Consider the following 13,840-nt stretch of genomic DNA (forward strand, 5'->3'; position numbering starts at 1 on the left):
TTGCCCGCTCACGGTACGGCCGCCGCACTCGGGCAGCAACGCGATATTCCGTCGCGCGTGGGCGACCGCGGGACGACGAACGACGCCCTCGGCTTCGCGACTCCATGAGTGCCGGGCCGGCCGGCCCGGCGGACCGGCGGCTAGCCGGCGTGCGCCACCGGGTGACGCCGCATCTCCTCCATGAACGGGTAGCGCGCGGTCAGCTCGGCGAGCGTGATGCCGGCCCGCCACGCGGCCGCCACCTGCGCGACCTGGAGCAGGTCGGTGGCGTCGCCCCGGGCCTGGACGTCGCCGTCCACCCGCAGGTCGATCATGAAGTAGCGGGCCTGGGAGCCGAGGCTGACGCAGACCACGCCCCGGGCGGAGGTCATCTCGGCGCAGGTGAACCGGCTGCGGCCCTGCTCGGGCGCGGTCACCTCGCCGACGTCGAGCCGGTGCGCGGCGGCGGTCGCCACGAGCGCTGGGGCGAGACCGCCGGGCTCGACCAGATCCGGGTAGAGGCGCACACCCAGTGCGGCCGACACGTCGCTCATGACTGACTCCCACTTCCTCGTGACAGAGACCAGCAGCGCGCAGGTTACGGGTGTGTTTCCGGCACGCACGGCCATCTTTTCCCGTGCGACGGTCCCGGGGCAATAGGAACGCCCTCATCGAACCCCTCCGAGGTACGCTCCCGCCTCATGGCGCTGATCCGGTGTGACTTCTTCTCCGAGGCGTTGGGCACGGGCACGTCGATGACGGTGCTGCTGCCCGATCGCGGCGCGGCCGGGATCGGCGTGCCGGGCGCCGCCGCCGACGGCGATCCGCCGGTGCTCTACCTGTTGCACGGCCTGACCGACGACGACACGGTGTGGACCCGTCGCACCGCGATCGAGCGGTACGTGGCGCCGCTCGGGCTGGCCGTGGTGATGCCGCAGGTGCAGCGGAGCTTCTACTGCGACGAGGCGCACGGCAACCGGTACTGGACGTTCCTCAGCGAGGAGTTGCCCGAGGTGTGCCGGTCGTTCTTCCGGCTGTCCGATCGGCGGGAGGACACGTTCGTCGCGGGCCTGTCGATGGGCGGCTACGGGGCGGTGAAGTGGGCGCTGCGCCACCCGGACCGGTTCGCGGCGGCGGCGAGCCTGTCCGGCGCGCTGGACGTGACGCGCCGCCGCCACCATGCGACCCGTCCGGTCGACCCGGCGGTGTGGCGCACCGTCTGGGGTGACGGCCCGGTGCCCGCCGACGACGACACGGTGGGGCTGCTGGAGCGCTCCGGCGACGACCGGCCGGCACTCTACGTAGCCTGCGGCACCGAGGACTTCCTGTACGAGGACAGCATGCGGTTCCTCGACGTGGCCCGGAGGCGCGACGTGCCGGTCACCGTCGACTTCGGTCCGGGTGACCACGACTGGGCGTACTGGGACGCGCGGATCCAGGACGTGCTGGCCTGGCTGCCGCTGCGGACGGGCTGACGGCGGTGTGCGCGGGCGCTGAGCGGGCTCAGACGCCCACGGTGCCGTCGATCGCCTCGCGGATCAGGTCGGCGTGCCCGTTGTGGCGGGCGTACTCGTGCAGCATGTGCAGCATGACCAGGCGCAGCGAGACGTCCTCGCCCCAGCGTGCCTGGTGACCTGTCACGTCGAGCGACCCGGCCTCCCGCTCGATGCGCCGGGCGTGCTCGATCTCGCGCTGCCACGCCTCGAACGCCTCCGCCGGGTCGGCGTCGCGGGCGTCGTACGCCTGCTGGAAGTCGCCGCTGTCCGACCACACGAGCGGTACGTCCTCGGCGGCGATGACCCGGCGGAACCAGGTGCGCTCCACCTCGGCCATGTGCCGGACCAGGCCGAGCAGGGACAGCGTGGACGGCGGCGACGCCGGCCGGCGCAACTGCTCGTCGGTCAGCCCCTCGCACTTGAGGGCCAGCGTGGCCCGGTGGAAGTCGAGGAAGGCTCGCAACGACTCCCGCTCGCCGGCGAGCAGCGGCGGGCCGATCCGTTCGGTAGGCACAGGTGGTCCCTTCCGGGTGGTGGTGTTCTCCCCGGGCAGCCTAGAACGATCATGGTCCGACCGGGTCACCGCACTGACGAACCGGCCACCGGGAAGTCGAACCACGTGTCCGGGTACGGCTCGTCGACGTACCGGTAGTGCCACCACTCCAGCGGATAGTTCTCGAAACCCTGCGCGGACATCAGCCGGAGCAGCAGGCCCCTGTTGCTCCGGGCGGCGTCGCCGATCCGCGCGTCGGCGGTGTGGGCGCGCGGGTCGAAGCAGTCGAACCCGGTGCCCATGTCGATCGAGTCGTCGGCGAAACGGCGACCGGCCGGGTCGGTGCAGGGCACGAGCGCCTGGCCGGGCGTGAACGCGGCCTGCGGCGCCCCGGAGACCGGGACCAGTGTCAGGTCGACGGTGCTGCCCCGGCTGTGCGCGGTGGGCGCGCCGATGTAGCCGTCGGCGAACAGCCGGTCCTTGGGTACGCCGGGGTAGAACTCCCCCTTCATCCGCTGCTCGCCGGGGAGTTTCGCCCAGGCGACGAAGTCGTCAGCCGCGCGTTGCGGGCGGTAGCAGTCGTACACCTTGAGGCTGTGCCCGCCGGCGAGCGCTGCGGTCTGCACCCGGTGCAGCGCCTGCGCCGCCGGGCGGGTGAGCAGGCAGCGCGGTTCGGCGTACCCGTCGACGGGCCGGCCGACGAAGTTGTGCGGGCCCGCGTACCGGATGTCGGTGCGGACGGTGGGGTCGACGGTGGCGAGGTCCACGATGTCCGCCGGGGCCCTCGGACCGGTCGGGGTGGGTGACTGCGGCGCGGACGGCGACGGGGACGGCGCGGGCCGCTGGCAGGCGGCGAGCAGCACGGCCGCGACGGCCAGGACCGCCGTCGCGCGCATGCCGGTGCCCATCCGCCGTGTCTACCAGCCCCGGCGGGCCGGCATCGGCGGAACCGGTGGTCAGCCGCCCAGCACGGTACGGAGGAAGCCGGCAGCGGCGGCGTCGTCGTCGATGCCGCCCGCCTCGTGGCCGTTGAACCGCCACACGGTCAGGTCCTTGTCGCCCCGGTAGTCGTGGTAGGCGGCGTAGACGGTGGACGGCGGTGTGATCTCGTCCATCAGCGCCACGGAGAACCGGGCCGGCACTGTGGCGCGGCGGGCGAACGCGACGCCGTCGACGTAGCCGAGCGTGCGCAGCGCCTGCTCCTCGCGGTCGCGGTGCACGGCGAGGTAGTCGCGGATCTCCCGGTACGGCCTGGCGTCGGTGATCGTGATCCCGCGCGGGATGTCGCAGAGGAACGGCACGAGCGCGACCGCCGCGCGTACCCGCGGGGCCAGCGCGGCGGCGGCGAGCACGGCGGCGCCGCCCTGGCTGTGACCGAGCACGGCGATCCGGTCCGGGTCGACGGCGGGCAGCTCGCACGCGGCGTCCACGGCGCGGACCGCGTCGGTGAGGAAGCGCCGGTAGTAGTACCTGTTCGGGTCCTCGATGCCCCGGGTGGCCATGCCCGGCGCCTGCGGTCCGGCGGCGGCGACGTCCGGTGTGTCGCCCCGGCTCCACCCCGAGCCCTGGCCGCGCGTGTCCATCTGGAGGTGGGCGAAGCCGGCCGCGGACCAGAGCAGGTTCTCCAGCGGGTGGCCGCGGCCGCCGCCGTACCCGACGTACTGCACGATCGTGGGTAGCGGCTCCGTCGCGCCGCGCGGCACCCGCAGCCAGGCGCGGATCGGCTGGCCGGCGAAGCCGGGGAACGTCACGTCGAAGACGTCGACGCCGGTCAGCGGCGTGGGCAGCGGGGTCGCGGACACCGGGTCGCCGCACGAGCGCGCCTGTGCCAGAGTGTCAGCCCAGAAGGCGTCGAAGTCCGGAGGCTCGTGCAGGTCGCTGCGGTAGGTGCGGAGTTCGGCCTCGGTCAGGTCGGTGAACACGCCTCGGTCTTCCTCGTCGTTCGTCGGGGGTGGACGGCGAGCCGTCGGAAGATGACGGGCGCATTTCCGGAACGTTTCCGCAACTCGTGCGAACGCTAGAGCCGGTCCGGCCTGTCGTCAAGCCCTCGGCGTACGGCAAGATGTGCGTGGGGCGGGACGGTCTACCGGTCGGTTCCGGCAGCCGGCGAAGGGAACACGGGTGAGCGCGGACGACGAGCGCAGGGTGACCATCACCGCGATCGCACGGGAGGCCGGCGTCTCGGTCCCGACCGTGTCGCGCGTGCTCAACGGGCGTTCCGACGTCGCACCGGACACCCGGGAACGCGTCGAGGAGCTGTTGCGCCACCACGGCTACCGGCGCCGGGGCAGCCGCACGGTGCGCCGGGCGGACCTGGTCGACCTGGTCTTCAACGACCTGGACAGCCCGTGGGCGGTGGAGATCATCCGCGGCGTGGAGGACGTCAGCCACGCCGCCGGGGTCGGCACCGTCGTCTCGGCGATCCACCGCGAGTCCAGCTCCACCCGGCAGTGGCTGCACAACCTGCGCGCCCGCGCCTCCGACGGCGTGATCGTGGTGACCTCGCACCTGAGCCCGGCCGTGCAGGCCCAGTTGCGGCGCCTCAACGTGCCGGTGGTGGTGGTCGACCCGGCGGCCGGCGTGGCCGCCACGGACGTGCCGGCGATCGGCGCCACCAACTGGACCGGCGGCCTGACCGCCACCGAGCACCTGCTCAAGCTCGGCCACCGCCGGATCGGTTTCGTGGCCGGCCCGCCGCACCTGCTGTGCAGCCGGGCCCGGCTGGACGGCTACCGGGCCGCGCTGGCCGCCGCCGGAGTCGCCGCCGACGACCGGCTGGTGCAACCCGGCGACTTCTACCACGCCTCCGGGTTCACCGCCGGTGGCGCGCTGCTCGACCTCGACGACCCGCCGACGGCCATCTTCGCCGCCAGCGACCAGATGGCCTTCGGGGTGTACGAGGCGGTGCGCCGCCGCGGGCTGCGGGTCTGCGACGACGTGAGCGTGGTGGGGTTCGACGACCTGCCCGAGGCGCGGTGGGCCTCACCGCCGCTGACCACCGTGCGCCAGCCGCTCGTGGAGATGGGCCGGCTCGCCGCGCGTACGGTGCTACGGCTGGCCCAGGGCGAGGAGATCGACTCGCCCCGGGTCGAGCTGGCCACCGAACTCGTGGTGCGGGACAGCACCGCGGGGCCTGCCCGCCGCTGATCCGGGCCGCTCCTTTCAGTCCTGTTCCGGAACTTCCGGCTCCGCTAGAGCCGGCCTGGCCGACATGGCGACGGCGGCGGCGTTACGACGACGCCGGGCCAGCAGCAGCACTCCCCCGGCCGTCAGCACCGCGCCCACCGCCACAGTCACGCCCGTACCGGGGCGCGGCCCGGGTGCCGCCCCGCCGCCCCCCAGACCGGCCTGCCCGGCCAGCGCCGAGGCCGCCCCGCCCGCCGGTGGCGCCGGCCGGTCCAGCTCCCCCGGCTCGACCAGCCGTCCCACCACGGCGTCGCGGGGCTGCGCGAACCCCCAGTCCAGCAGCGCCGCGCCCTGCTGCCAGCCCCGCTGCGTGGTCACCTCGGCGCCGAGCAGCGTGACCACGAGGCGCCGCCCGCCGCGCTCGGCCGCGCCGACGTACGTGTGCCGGGCCAGGTCGGTGAAGCCGGTCTTGCCGCCGAGCGCGCCCGGGTACCGGTCCAGCAGCATGTTGTCGTTGGAGATGGCGAACGCCTTCGCCCGCTGCGCCGGCTGGGCCGGGACCTGCGCGGTCCGGGTGGCGGCATACCTGCGGAACGCCGGGTCGGCGAAGCAGACCCGCGCGATCAGCGCCAGGTCGTACGCGCTGGTGAACTGCCCCGGCCCGTCCAGGCCGGACGGGGTGACCGCGTGCGTCTGCCGGGCGCCCAGCCGGTGCGCCTCCTCGTTCATCGCCCGTACCCCGCCGGCCGGCCCGTCCGGGCCACCACCGAGGCGGGCGAGCGCGTTGGCGGCCTCGTTGCCGGAGCGCAGCAGCAGGCCGAGCCAGATCGTCTCGATCCGGTAGCGCCCGCCCTCCACCAGCCCGACCGCCGAGCTGCCCGGTTCGACAGCCAGGTCCCCGGCGGTCACCGTCACCTCCCGGTGCGGGTCCAGCCGGGGCAGCATGGTGGCTGCGAGCAGCAGCTTCTGCACGCTCGCCGGTACGCCGTACTCGTGCGGGCCGCAGCCGCCGAGCACCGCGCCGCTGTCCAGGTCGGCGACCACCCAGGAGGTGGCCGTCACAGCAGGCGGCGCGCTCGACGCGGGCGGGACGACCAGGCCGGCGGTGTCGAGCGCGACGCCACCGACGGCCCGCGCGGCCGGGTCGGGCGCCGGCGGCGCCTGCGGCGGCCGGGTCGACGGGGCCGGCACATTCGGGCAGGGCGGCGCGGGCGGCAGCCGGCGTACCGGCGCGCGGACGGCGGCCGCCGGTGTCACGGAGGCCGGCAGCAGCAGGGCGGCGGCCAGCGCCACGAAGGATCCCCAGGTCCTCATGACCCGGACGCTAGCCACGCCGACCCGAACGGGTCACCGGCTCCGGGATTCGCGTTCCGCCGCCGCGGGCGCGCGGTAGGCTCCCGGCCCGCTCGCGGATCAGCGCGCGCGGAGCCCGGGGCGGCCACGAGCGCGGCGGTGGTGAGCACGCCGTACGGCGGTCGCAGGAACCGTGCACGGCCATCTCGTGGCCGTCGTCGACCACCCGGCGGCCCAGCGCCGGGTGGCGCCGCGGCATCGCGCCGAGCACGAAGAACGTAGCCCGGACCCGGTGCGCCGCCAGCACGTCCAGGACGTGGCCGGTGGACTCCGGGTCCGGGCCGTCGGCGAAGGTCGGTGCGACCCGGCCGGGCGCCCCGATCCCGTGCAGGCCGGGCAGCAGCCGCCGTACGGCGGGCAGCGCCGTCACCACCGGCGCCGCCGGCACCACGAGCGCGGCGTCCCGGGCGAGGGTGGCGGTTCTCATCGCAGGCCGCCGGTGGACTGGAGCAGCGCGGCGAGGACGGCGACCGCGTCGCCGACCGGGTCCAGCAGCGGGCGACGTGTACCGGCCGGGCCCGCGGGTGGTGCCCGGCGTGCCGCCTCGGCGACCAGGCCGGCCGGGTCCTGGGACACGTCGTCGCGGGACGGGGCCACCGGTCCGGCCCCGAGCACCGCCGCGAGCACCGGCCCGAGTTGCTGCGGTGTGGCCGCCCACCGGCTCAGGCCCGCGCGGGCCAGGATCGCGGCGTTCGCGCGTCCGTGCCCGGCGATGGGCCGGTACGTGACCACCGGCAGCCCGGCCGCCAGCGCCTCCTGGCAGGTCAGCCCGCCGGCGTTCTCCACCATGACGTCGACGGCGCGCATCAGCGCCGGCATGTCGTCGACCCAGCCGAGCACGTGCCGGCCGGCGCCGCGCAGCCGGCGGCGCAGCGCCGCGTTGTGCCCGCACACCACGACCGGCCGGACGCCCGCGGCGGCGACCTCGGCCACCGTGGCCGCCACCTCGCCGGCGCCCCAGGAGCCCGCGACGACGAGCGCGAGCACACCCTCGGCCGGGAGACCGAACCGCTGCCGGGCCCGCCGCCGGTCCTCCGGTCCGGTGCGGGTGAAGGCGCGGGACACCAGCGGCTGCACCGCGGTGACGTCGGCGGCGCAGGCCGGGTGCGTCTCGGCGTGGCGGACCCCGCAGTACACGTCGACGCCCGGCGCGAGCCAGGTCGGGTGCACCACGAAATCGGTCACATAGGTGATCACCGGGACACGGAGCCGCCCGCGGCGCCGCAACGGGCCGAGGAGCTGGTTGGCGAACGGATACGTGGTGACCACGGCCCGCGCGTCGGACGGGATGCGGCGGCGCAGGCGACGTCGGAACGGCCGCAGCAGCGCGCGGATCGCGCGTACGGCGGTCTGCGAGCTGCCGGTCAGCCGGAACAGCGCGTGGTAGCCCCAGGGGAGCCGGTGCAGCACGCCCCGGTACGTCTCGCGTACCGCCCGGTGCACCGGGCGCGGCAGCAGGTGCAGGAGGTTCAGCCGGTCCACCTCGAAGCCCTGCGCACGCAGCCGGTGCGCCAGCTCGTCGGCGGCCCGGTCGTGTCCGGCGCCGATGTCCGCCGAGACCACCACGATCCGGCCCGGGTGCTCCATGCCGGGCGCATACCCACGGAACCGGTGTCCACGCGACCCGCCCGGGGCGTCGGTGACCGGGTCAGGCCCGGCGGCGTCCGCGGGGGCGGGATCGGCCCCGGCGGGCGGCGAGCACGGCCACCACCCCGCCTACTGTGAGCGCCAGCAGACCGGCTACCGGCACGATCACCCGCCAGTCCCCGTCGCCGATGCGGTGCAGCGCCGTCCCGGCCGGTCCCCGCCACGGCGGGGAGGCGGTACGGGTGGGCTCGGCGGCCGCCGCCTGCCGGGGCTGCGCCGCCTCGGCGTCCCGCTCGCCCGGCTCGACCAGCCGGCCGACCGAGGCGTCCCGGGGCAGCCGGAAGCCCCAGTCGAGAAGCTGGGCGCCCTGCTGCCAGCCGCGTACCGGGCGGGCCTCGGCGCCGAGCAGCGTCACCACGAGGCGGCGTCCGTCCCGCTGCGCGGCGCCGACGTAGCTGTGCCGGGCCAGCTCGGTGAAGCCGGTCTTGCCGCCGAGCGCGCCGGGATAGCGGTAGACGAGCTGGTTCTCGTTCTGGATCTGGAACCCGCCCTTCTTCAACGCGGGCTGGGCCGGGATCTGCGTGCGCTCGGTGAGCGCGTACCGGCGGAACGCGGCGTCGGCGAAGCAGGCCCGCGCGATGAGCGCCAGGTCGTACGCGCTGGTGAACTGGCCGGGGCCGTCCAGGCCGGACGGGGTGACCGCGTGCGTCTGCCCGGCACCGAGCCGGCGGGCCTGCTCGTTCATCTCGGCGACGCCGGCCTGCGCGCTGCCGGCGCCGAGGCGGGCCAGCATGTTCGCGGCGTCGTTACCGGACTGGAGCAGCAGGCCCAGCCACAGCGTCTCCACGCTGTAGCGGCCGCCGACGAGCAGGCCGACGGCCGAGCTGCCCGGCTCGATGTCCAGGTCGGCGCGGGCAGCGACGGCGACCTGCTTCGGGTCCAGCCGGGTCAGCATGGTGGCGGCCAGCAGCAGTTTCTGGGTGCTGGCCGGGGTGCCGGGGACGTGTGCGCCGCACGCGCCGAGGACCGTGCCGGTGTCCAGGTCCGCCACGAGCCAGGTGGTGGCGGTGACCGCCGGGGGCGCGGGGCTGCCCGGTGGCATGACCAGCCCGGCGCCGGCCAGCGCCTCACCGCCCACCGCCGCCTGGTCGGGCGTCGTGGCCGGCGGTGTCGGGCGTGGCGGCCGGCTGACCTTCGGGGCGGGCAGGCGCGGGCAGGGCGCGGTGACGGCGGGTGTGGTGGCCGGGGCGGCGGCCGGGGCGGGCGTCCCGGTGGCGAGCAGGGTGACGGCGGTGGCGGCGGCCAGGACCCGGGCTCTCATGAAAGGCACCCTACCGAGCCCGATGATCAGGTCGGGACGGCTCACCGGTGTCGTGACGCCGCGCCGATCGGACGCTTCCGGTGGGTGACCGGCCGGGTGTCAGCGCACGCCGCGCAGCCACCACCGCTGCCACGGCGTCTCCACCGCGCGCCGGTGGTAGCGGGACCGGACCCAGGCCACCGCCCGCGCGGGCGGCAGCCCGTCCAGCACGGCGAGCGCGGCGAGCGCGGTGCCGGTGCGCCCGACGCCGCCGTGACAGGCCACCTCGACCCGCTCCCCCGCGTACGCGCGCCGCCACGCCTCCCGCAGCGCGTCGAGGGCGTCGGCGCGGTCGGCCGGGATCCAGAAGTCGGGCCAGCGGACCCGCCGGACCGGCCACTCCGGCTCGGGGCCGGGCGCCAGCAGCAGGGCGAAGTCGGCGGGCGAACCGGGCTCGGCGACCCGGCGTCCGCGCACGGTGGCGCCCCCGGGCAGCGTGAGCAGACCGGCCTGATCGGTCCACGGTGTCGCGTCCATGGCTCATTGTGTCGTGTCGGCCGGACACGTGAGTGCCCGCCGGACCGGGTCCGGCGGGCACTCACGATCGAGCCGGGTCGTCCCCGGCGCGCCTCGGATCAGCCGAGGCGGCGGCGGCGCCAGGCCATGGAGGCCAGAAGCAGCACCGCACCGGCGGCGGCGAGGCCCCCACCGAGCTTCAGCGGCGTGCCGATGCTGTCACCGGTCACCGGCAGACCGCCGTGGTGCGGCGACCGGGTCGGCCGCGGCGGCAGGACGGTGCCGGTGGCGCTGGCGATCCGTCCGGACGTCAGACCGGTGGCGGTGAAGGTGTACCGGCCCGGCCGGGTCGGCCGGTAGGTGACGGTGAAGTTGCCGCTGGCGTCGGCCGTCACGGTGAACGTGGTCGGCGCGGGCTGCGGCTGGGCACGGTTGGGCGTGTAGGCGACAGGCGCCATCGCCACCGTGCTGCCGTCGCTGCGCCGCGCGGTCCCCTCGGCCGGGGCGGCCGCGGGCAGGCCCGAGATCGCCACGTCGATCCGCACCGACTCGTTCGGCGCGAAGTTCGAACCCCGCAGGGTGAACGTCTCGCCGAGCCGGATGGTGGTCGGTGAGACGGTCAGCGACGCGACCTCGGGCGGGTAGACCGGGGGCTGCGGCTGCGCCGCCCCGGCCGCGGTCGGCACGGCCGCTACGGCCAGGCCCACCGTGAGCGCCATGATGATGCGGGATAGCCGCATGATGGTTTCCCTCCTACTGTTCACAGCTTGGTGCGTTGACTACTTGGGTGGTCCATGGGGTGACGGTGGGCGTGTGCACCAGCTCGGCCGTCCCGGCGCCGGTCTTGCCGGTGAGCACCGTGACGTCGAGCGTCCGGGTCTGCCCCGGGCGGGTCTCCACGTTCGCGACCGCCACCTGGCGGCGGCCGTGGGTGCCACTGCCCATTGCGGTGTCCCGCCCGTCCAGCCGGCCGGTGAGCACGGCGCCGCCGGTGGGCGTGTGGACGGAGACGAAGGTGCGTGCGGTGTACTTGTCGCCGGCCAGAGCCAGCCCGGTGACCGACTTGCTCAGGCCCGACTTCGGGGCGGTGGAGTGCACCGTGACCCGAAGCCGCAGCTCACGGCGCCCGTCCGGGTGGCATTCGCCGACTGTCACGGTGGTCGAGAACCTGAGGTAGTAGCCGAGCTTCGCGCCGCTGCCGTCGTTGAGGAACACGCCGACAGTCGGCACGGAGTCCTTCTCCGGGAGCTGACCGGCCAGCCGGCTGCCGGCCAGTGCGCGTTGTTCCTCAGATCGGACACTCCAGAACAATATCCGACGTTCATTGATTGAACGGGTAAAAACGGTCAAAAGTGCGCGCGGGTCGACCGTCTTGGTGAACAGGGTGTCGAAGACGCCCGAAGCGGCCTTGGTGAAGTACTCGTCCTGGTCCTTCGTGTCCAGGTCCCGGTACGAGTCACTGAGGAGCGTCCGTACGGCCGTGGCGGCACCCAGCGACGGCCCGTCCGGCACGTTCACCGGACCCACGACGCCGAGCAGGTACGACAGGACCACCGGGTCCACCGCCAGCACCCCGTCCACTGTGGTGCCGGTCCGGCGGCGCACCATGTCGCGGTAGAGCGCGGCGGCGGCCGGAAAGTCCGGGTTGAGGTTCACGTCCGCCGGATAGATGCCCGGCAGCTCGCCCCAGAGCCGCTTCACCTCCGCGTCGACCTTGAGCGGCGGGTCGAAGAAGCGCAGGTCGGACGAGCTGCCCTGCTTCACGAGGCGGATCCGCCCACCCTCGGCGCGCAGGACGGCGTACGCGCCGAACATGCCGCCCGTGGCGCGCAGCTCGGCCGGGTTCTGCGAGACCAGCAGATAGCTGCGCGGTCCGTCCGCGCCGAGCAGCGGCGGCAGCAGCCGGGCGCCGCGATCAGCCGCCGAGGTCAGCTCGCCGAGCTGGTCCAGCTCGGCGCGCAGCGCGGTGACCGCCTCGCGTACCTGCGTCACGAGGTCACCGGTGGGCACCTGCCGCAGCCGGTCGGCGGTCCGGCGTACCGCCTGGTCGGCGGCGGAGACCTCGGCCGAGACGGCGCGCAGGCGGGCCAGGTCCAGTTTGCCCTGCTTCGGCACCAGCGAGGCGAGGTCGACGCGCAGCAGCGTGGGGAACGCCAGCCGGGCCAGATCGTCCACCGCCACCGAGATCTGCCGCACCGCGGCGAGGTTGTCCCCCGCGTACGGGGTCTGCTGGCCGACCCACCACACCGGATCCCCGGTCTCGCCGCGCGCGGCGGCGGCCTGCTCCTGCAACGCGGCGAGCGTGCGCTGGGCCCGGGCCACGTCGCCGTCGAGCACCTGGGCGCTGAGTTCCCGGGCCAGCCCGGCGGCGTTCACCAGGTGGGCGCGGGCCTGCCAGCCCCGGAACGCGACCCAGCCGCCGGCGCTGAGCAGCACCGACACGACGACCAGCCCGGTCAGCAGGATCCGGCGGACCCGGGTGCGCCGGCGCCGTCGCGAGCGGCGCCGCCGGACGGGCGTGGCACCAGGTCCGCTCACGGATTCCCCCTATGCGTCGGTCGAATCGGACACAATTCGCGTTCGAGTGCTTTTTAGCACGAGAAAGTGCCCTTTCGAGCCGTTATTAGACACTCTGACGATTTAACCGCTGTGTGCGAACTTTGTTCGGTTCGACGACCGCTCGGCCGCCTCGTGCAGCAGCGCCTCGATCCGGTCCACACCGGCCCGCATCGACATGTCCCGCAGGTACGCGTCACGGCCCCGCCTGCCCATGTCGAGCCGGGCGGCCGGCGGGATGGCGGCGGCCAGCCAGAAGCGGTCGGCCAGCGCCGCCCAGTCCTCCGGCGGGCAGGACAGACCGGCGCGGGCCCGCTCCACCACCTCCGCCGTCTCCCCCGCCGCGGAGGCGACCACCGGCGCGGCGCAGGAGAGCGCGGCCTGGAGCTTGCCGGGCACCCGGCCACGCAGCTCCGGCAGGTCGCGCTGGGCCACGAGCTGGTAATCGGCCGCGGCGTAGAGCTGCGGCATGTCCACCGCGGACCGTCGCTCCAGGAACCGGACGTTGTCCGCGCCGAGGTCGGCGGCGAGCCCTCGCACCCGCCGCTCCTGCGGACCCGAGCCCACGAGCACCAGATCCATCCGGTCGCCGAGCGCCGCCGCCGCGCGGACCGCCGTCTCCAGATCCTGGCGCGCGCCGATCGTCCCGGCGTGCATCACCACGCAGCGGTCGTCCCGGCGGACCAGCCGCCGGACCGCCGGACCGGCCTGGGTGGGCCGGAAGATCCGCTCGTCGGTCCAGTTCGGCGCGGTGCGCACCCAGCCCGGGTCGGCCCCGCCGGCGCGGACCAGATCCGCCATCGACGGCGAACCGACAGCCACCACTGCCGCCTCCCGGTAGAGGCGGCGGGTGGCGGCCTCCAGCCGCGCCGGCCACCCGCTGTCCGGCGCCGGGCGCCCGTTCCGCTCCGTCCACACGTCCTGCACGTGCAGCACGGCCGGCGTACGGCCGAGCAGCCGCAGCAGCCCGGTGGCCGCGAACGTGACCGCCGGATGGCCGTAGACGTAGAGCACGTCGACGTCGCGCAGCAGGCCCCGGCCGGCGAGCGCGGCGCTGCCGGCGAAGGAGAGCCAGGTCGCCGTGCGGGCACGGGCGGAACCGTCGCCCGCCGCGTACCGGGGCACGCGGCGCACGGTCAGCCGCTCGCTGTGCGTCTGGTGCCGCCAGCGCTGCCGCCAGCCGGGATAGACGTGGCCGCCCGGGTAGTCCGGGAAGCCGGTGAGCACCCGTACCTCGTGGCCCCGGGCCACCAGTTCCTCAGCCAGGCTCCCCGGGACGAACGCCGGCTCCGGCGGGAAGTGGTAGGTGAGGATGCCGACCCTCATGACCGCGCTCCCGGCGCGGCTTTCCGGACGGCCGGACACCGCAGCGCGTACCATTCCCGCATCCCCTCTGCGTCCGGCCGCGACCGCCGGAAGAACGCCGTCGCGGCA

Annotated in this window: 14 protein-coding genes; 2 read left to right on the top strand and 12 right to left on the bottom strand. The window is 75.1% G+C overall.

The genetic code is table 11. The features are described 5' to 3' along the window. Positions 1–140 precede the first annotated feature (140 nt). Complete coding sequence (locus O7622_RS20510; RefSeq protein ID WP_282309786.1) at positions 141–533, bottom strand: hypothetical protein; 393 nt, start codon at positions 531–533, stop codon at positions 141–143. Between the two features lie 147 nt (positions 534–680). Here O7622_RS20510 and O7622_RS20515 point away from each other — a divergent pair, with 147 nt between their 5' ends. After that, on the top strand, positions 681–1,454 hold the full coding sequence (locus tag O7622_RS20515; protein ID WP_282309787.1) for an alpha/beta hydrolase family protein: 774 nt from the start codon (positions 681–683) through the stop codon (positions 1,452–1,454). Positions 1,455–1,482: 28 nt separating this feature from the next. On the opposite strand, the gene O7622_RS20520 is transcribed toward O7622_RS20515, so the two are convergent. The 3 genes from O7622_RS20520 to O7622_RS20530 all read right to left on the bottom strand — a co-directional run bounded on the left by O7622_RS20520 (position 1,483) and on the right by O7622_RS20530 (position 3,890). Then, entirely contained in the window at positions 1,483–1,989 is a 507-nt protein-coding gene (locus O7622_RS20520; RefSeq protein WP_282309788.1) for a DinB family protein, read from the bottom strand. A gap of 65 nt (positions 1,990–2,054) precedes the next feature. After that, positions 2,055–2,864 carry a M15 family metallopeptidase gene (locus O7622_RS20525; RefSeq protein WP_282314186.1) on the bottom strand — a complete coding sequence of 270 codons (810 nt, stop codon included), beginning with the start codon at positions 2,862–2,864 and terminating at the stop codon, positions 2,055–2,057. A gap of 60 nt (positions 2,865–2,924) precedes the next feature. Next, a complete protein-coding gene (locus O7622_RS20530; RefSeq protein WP_282309789.1) occupies positions 2,925–3,890 on the bottom strand; it encodes an alpha/beta fold hydrolase in 966 nt (321 codons plus the stop codon). Positions 3,891–4,089: 199 nt separating this feature from the next. Here O7622_RS20530 and O7622_RS20535 point away from each other — a divergent pair, with 199 nt between their 5' ends. After that, positions 4,090–5,115, top strand: a complete 1,026-nt coding sequence (locus O7622_RS20535; protein WP_282309790.1) for a substrate-binding domain-containing protein — start codon at positions 4,090–4,092, stop codon at positions 5,113–5,115. Between the two features lie 15 nt (positions 5,116–5,130). Here the strand turns inward: O7622_RS20535 and O7622_RS20540 are convergent, their stop codons facing one another. From O7622_RS20540 to O7622_RS20575, 8 genes are all read right to left on the bottom strand, one after another. After that, entirely contained in the window at positions 5,131–6,408 is a 1,278-nt protein-coding gene (locus O7622_RS20540) for a D-alanyl-D-alanine carboxypeptidase (RefSeq protein WP_282309791.1), read from the bottom strand. A 10-nt stretch (positions 6,409–6,418) separates the two neighbouring features. Beyond that, the gene (locus O7622_RS20545) at positions 6,419–6,874 is read right to left on the bottom strand and encodes a polysaccharide deacetylase family protein (RefSeq protein ID WP_282309792.1); all 456 of its coding nucleotides are present in this window, start codon (positions 6,872–6,874) and stop codon (positions 6,419–6,421) included. Then, positions 6,871–8,034 (bottom strand): glycosyltransferase, encoded by a 1,164-nt coding sequence (locus O7622_RS20550; protein ID WP_282309793.1) that lies wholly within the window; start codon positions 8,032–8,034, stop codon positions 6,871–6,873. Before O7622_RS20550 ends, O7622_RS20545 begins: the two co-directional genes overlap by 4 nt. 61 nt (positions 8,035–8,095) lie before the next feature. Then, complete coding sequence (locus O7622_RS20555) at positions 8,096–9,355, bottom strand: serine hydrolase (RefSeq protein WP_282309794.1); 1,260 nt, start codon at positions 9,353–9,355, stop codon at positions 8,096–8,098. A 99-nt stretch (positions 9,356–9,454) separates the two neighbouring features. Further along, positions 9,455–9,871 carry a protein-tyrosine phosphatase family protein gene (locus O7622_RS20560; protein ID WP_282309795.1) on the bottom strand — a complete coding sequence of 139 codons (417 nt, stop codon included), beginning with the start codon at positions 9,869–9,871 and terminating at the stop codon, positions 9,455–9,457. A 98-nt stretch (positions 9,872–9,969) separates the two neighbouring features. Then, positions 9,970–10,590, bottom strand: a complete 621-nt coding sequence (locus O7622_RS20565) for a hypothetical protein (RefSeq protein WP_282309796.1) — start codon at positions 10,588–10,590, stop codon at positions 9,970–9,972. Between the two features lie 13 nt (positions 10,591–10,603). Further along, positions 10,604–12,388, bottom strand: coding sequence for a DUF4012 domain-containing protein (locus O7622_RS20570; RefSeq protein WP_282309797.1), 1,785 nt, complete (start codon positions 12,386–12,388; stop codon positions 10,604–10,606). 102 nt (positions 12,389–12,490) lie between these two features. Further along, on the bottom strand, positions 12,491–13,732 hold the full coding sequence (locus tag O7622_RS20575) for a glycosyltransferase family 4 protein (RefSeq protein WP_282309798.1): 1,242 nt from the start codon (positions 13,730–13,732) through the stop codon (positions 12,491–12,493). Positions 13,733–13,840: the final 108 nt, after the last annotated feature.

Origin of the sequence: Micromonospora sp. WMMD1076 (genome assembly GCF_029581475.1) — a bacterium.
In the GTDB taxonomy this organism is placed as follows: domain Bacteria; phylum Actinomycetota; class Actinomycetes; order Mycobacteriales; family Micromonosporaceae; genus Micromonospora; species Micromonospora aurantiaca.

Coding starts and splice junctions, on each gene's coding strand:
- O7622_RS20510 (WP_282309786.1), bottom strand. CDS start 533: ATGAGCGACGTGTCGGCCGCACTGGGTGTGCGCCTCTACCCGGATCTG.
- O7622_RS20515 (WP_282309787.1), top strand. CDS start 681: ATGGCGCTGATCCGGTGTGACTTCTTCTCCGAGGCGTTGGGCACGGGC.
- O7622_RS20525 (WP_282314186.1), bottom strand. CDS start 2,864: ATGCGCGCGACGGCGGTCCTGGCCGTCGCGGCCGTGCTGCTCGCCGCC.
- O7622_RS20540 (WP_282309791.1), bottom strand. CDS start 6,408: ATGAGGACCTGGGGATCCTTCGTGGCGCTGGCCGCCGCCCTGCTGCTG.
- O7622_RS20545 (WP_282309792.1), bottom strand. CDS start 6,874: ATGAGAACCGCCACCCTCGCCCGGGACGCCGCGCTCGTGGTGCCGGCG.
- O7622_RS20550 (WP_282309793.1), bottom strand. CDS start 8,034: ATGGAGCACCCGGGCCGGATCGTGGTGGTCTCGGCGGACATCGGCGCC.
- O7622_RS20555 (WP_282309794.1), bottom strand. CDS start 9,355: ATGAGAGCCCGGGTCCTGGCCGCCGCCACCGCCGTCACCCTGCTCGCC.
- O7622_RS20560 (WP_282309795.1), bottom strand. CDS start 9,871: ATGGACGCGACACCGTGGACCGATCAGGCCGGTCTGCTCACGCTGCCC.
- O7622_RS20565 (WP_282309796.1), bottom strand. CDS start 10,590: ATGCGGCTATCCCGCATCATCATGGCGCTCACGGTGGGCCTGGCCGTA.
- O7622_RS20575 (WP_282309798.1), bottom strand. CDS start 13,732: ATGAGGGTCGGCATCCTCACCTACCACTTCCCGCCGGAGCCGGCGTTC.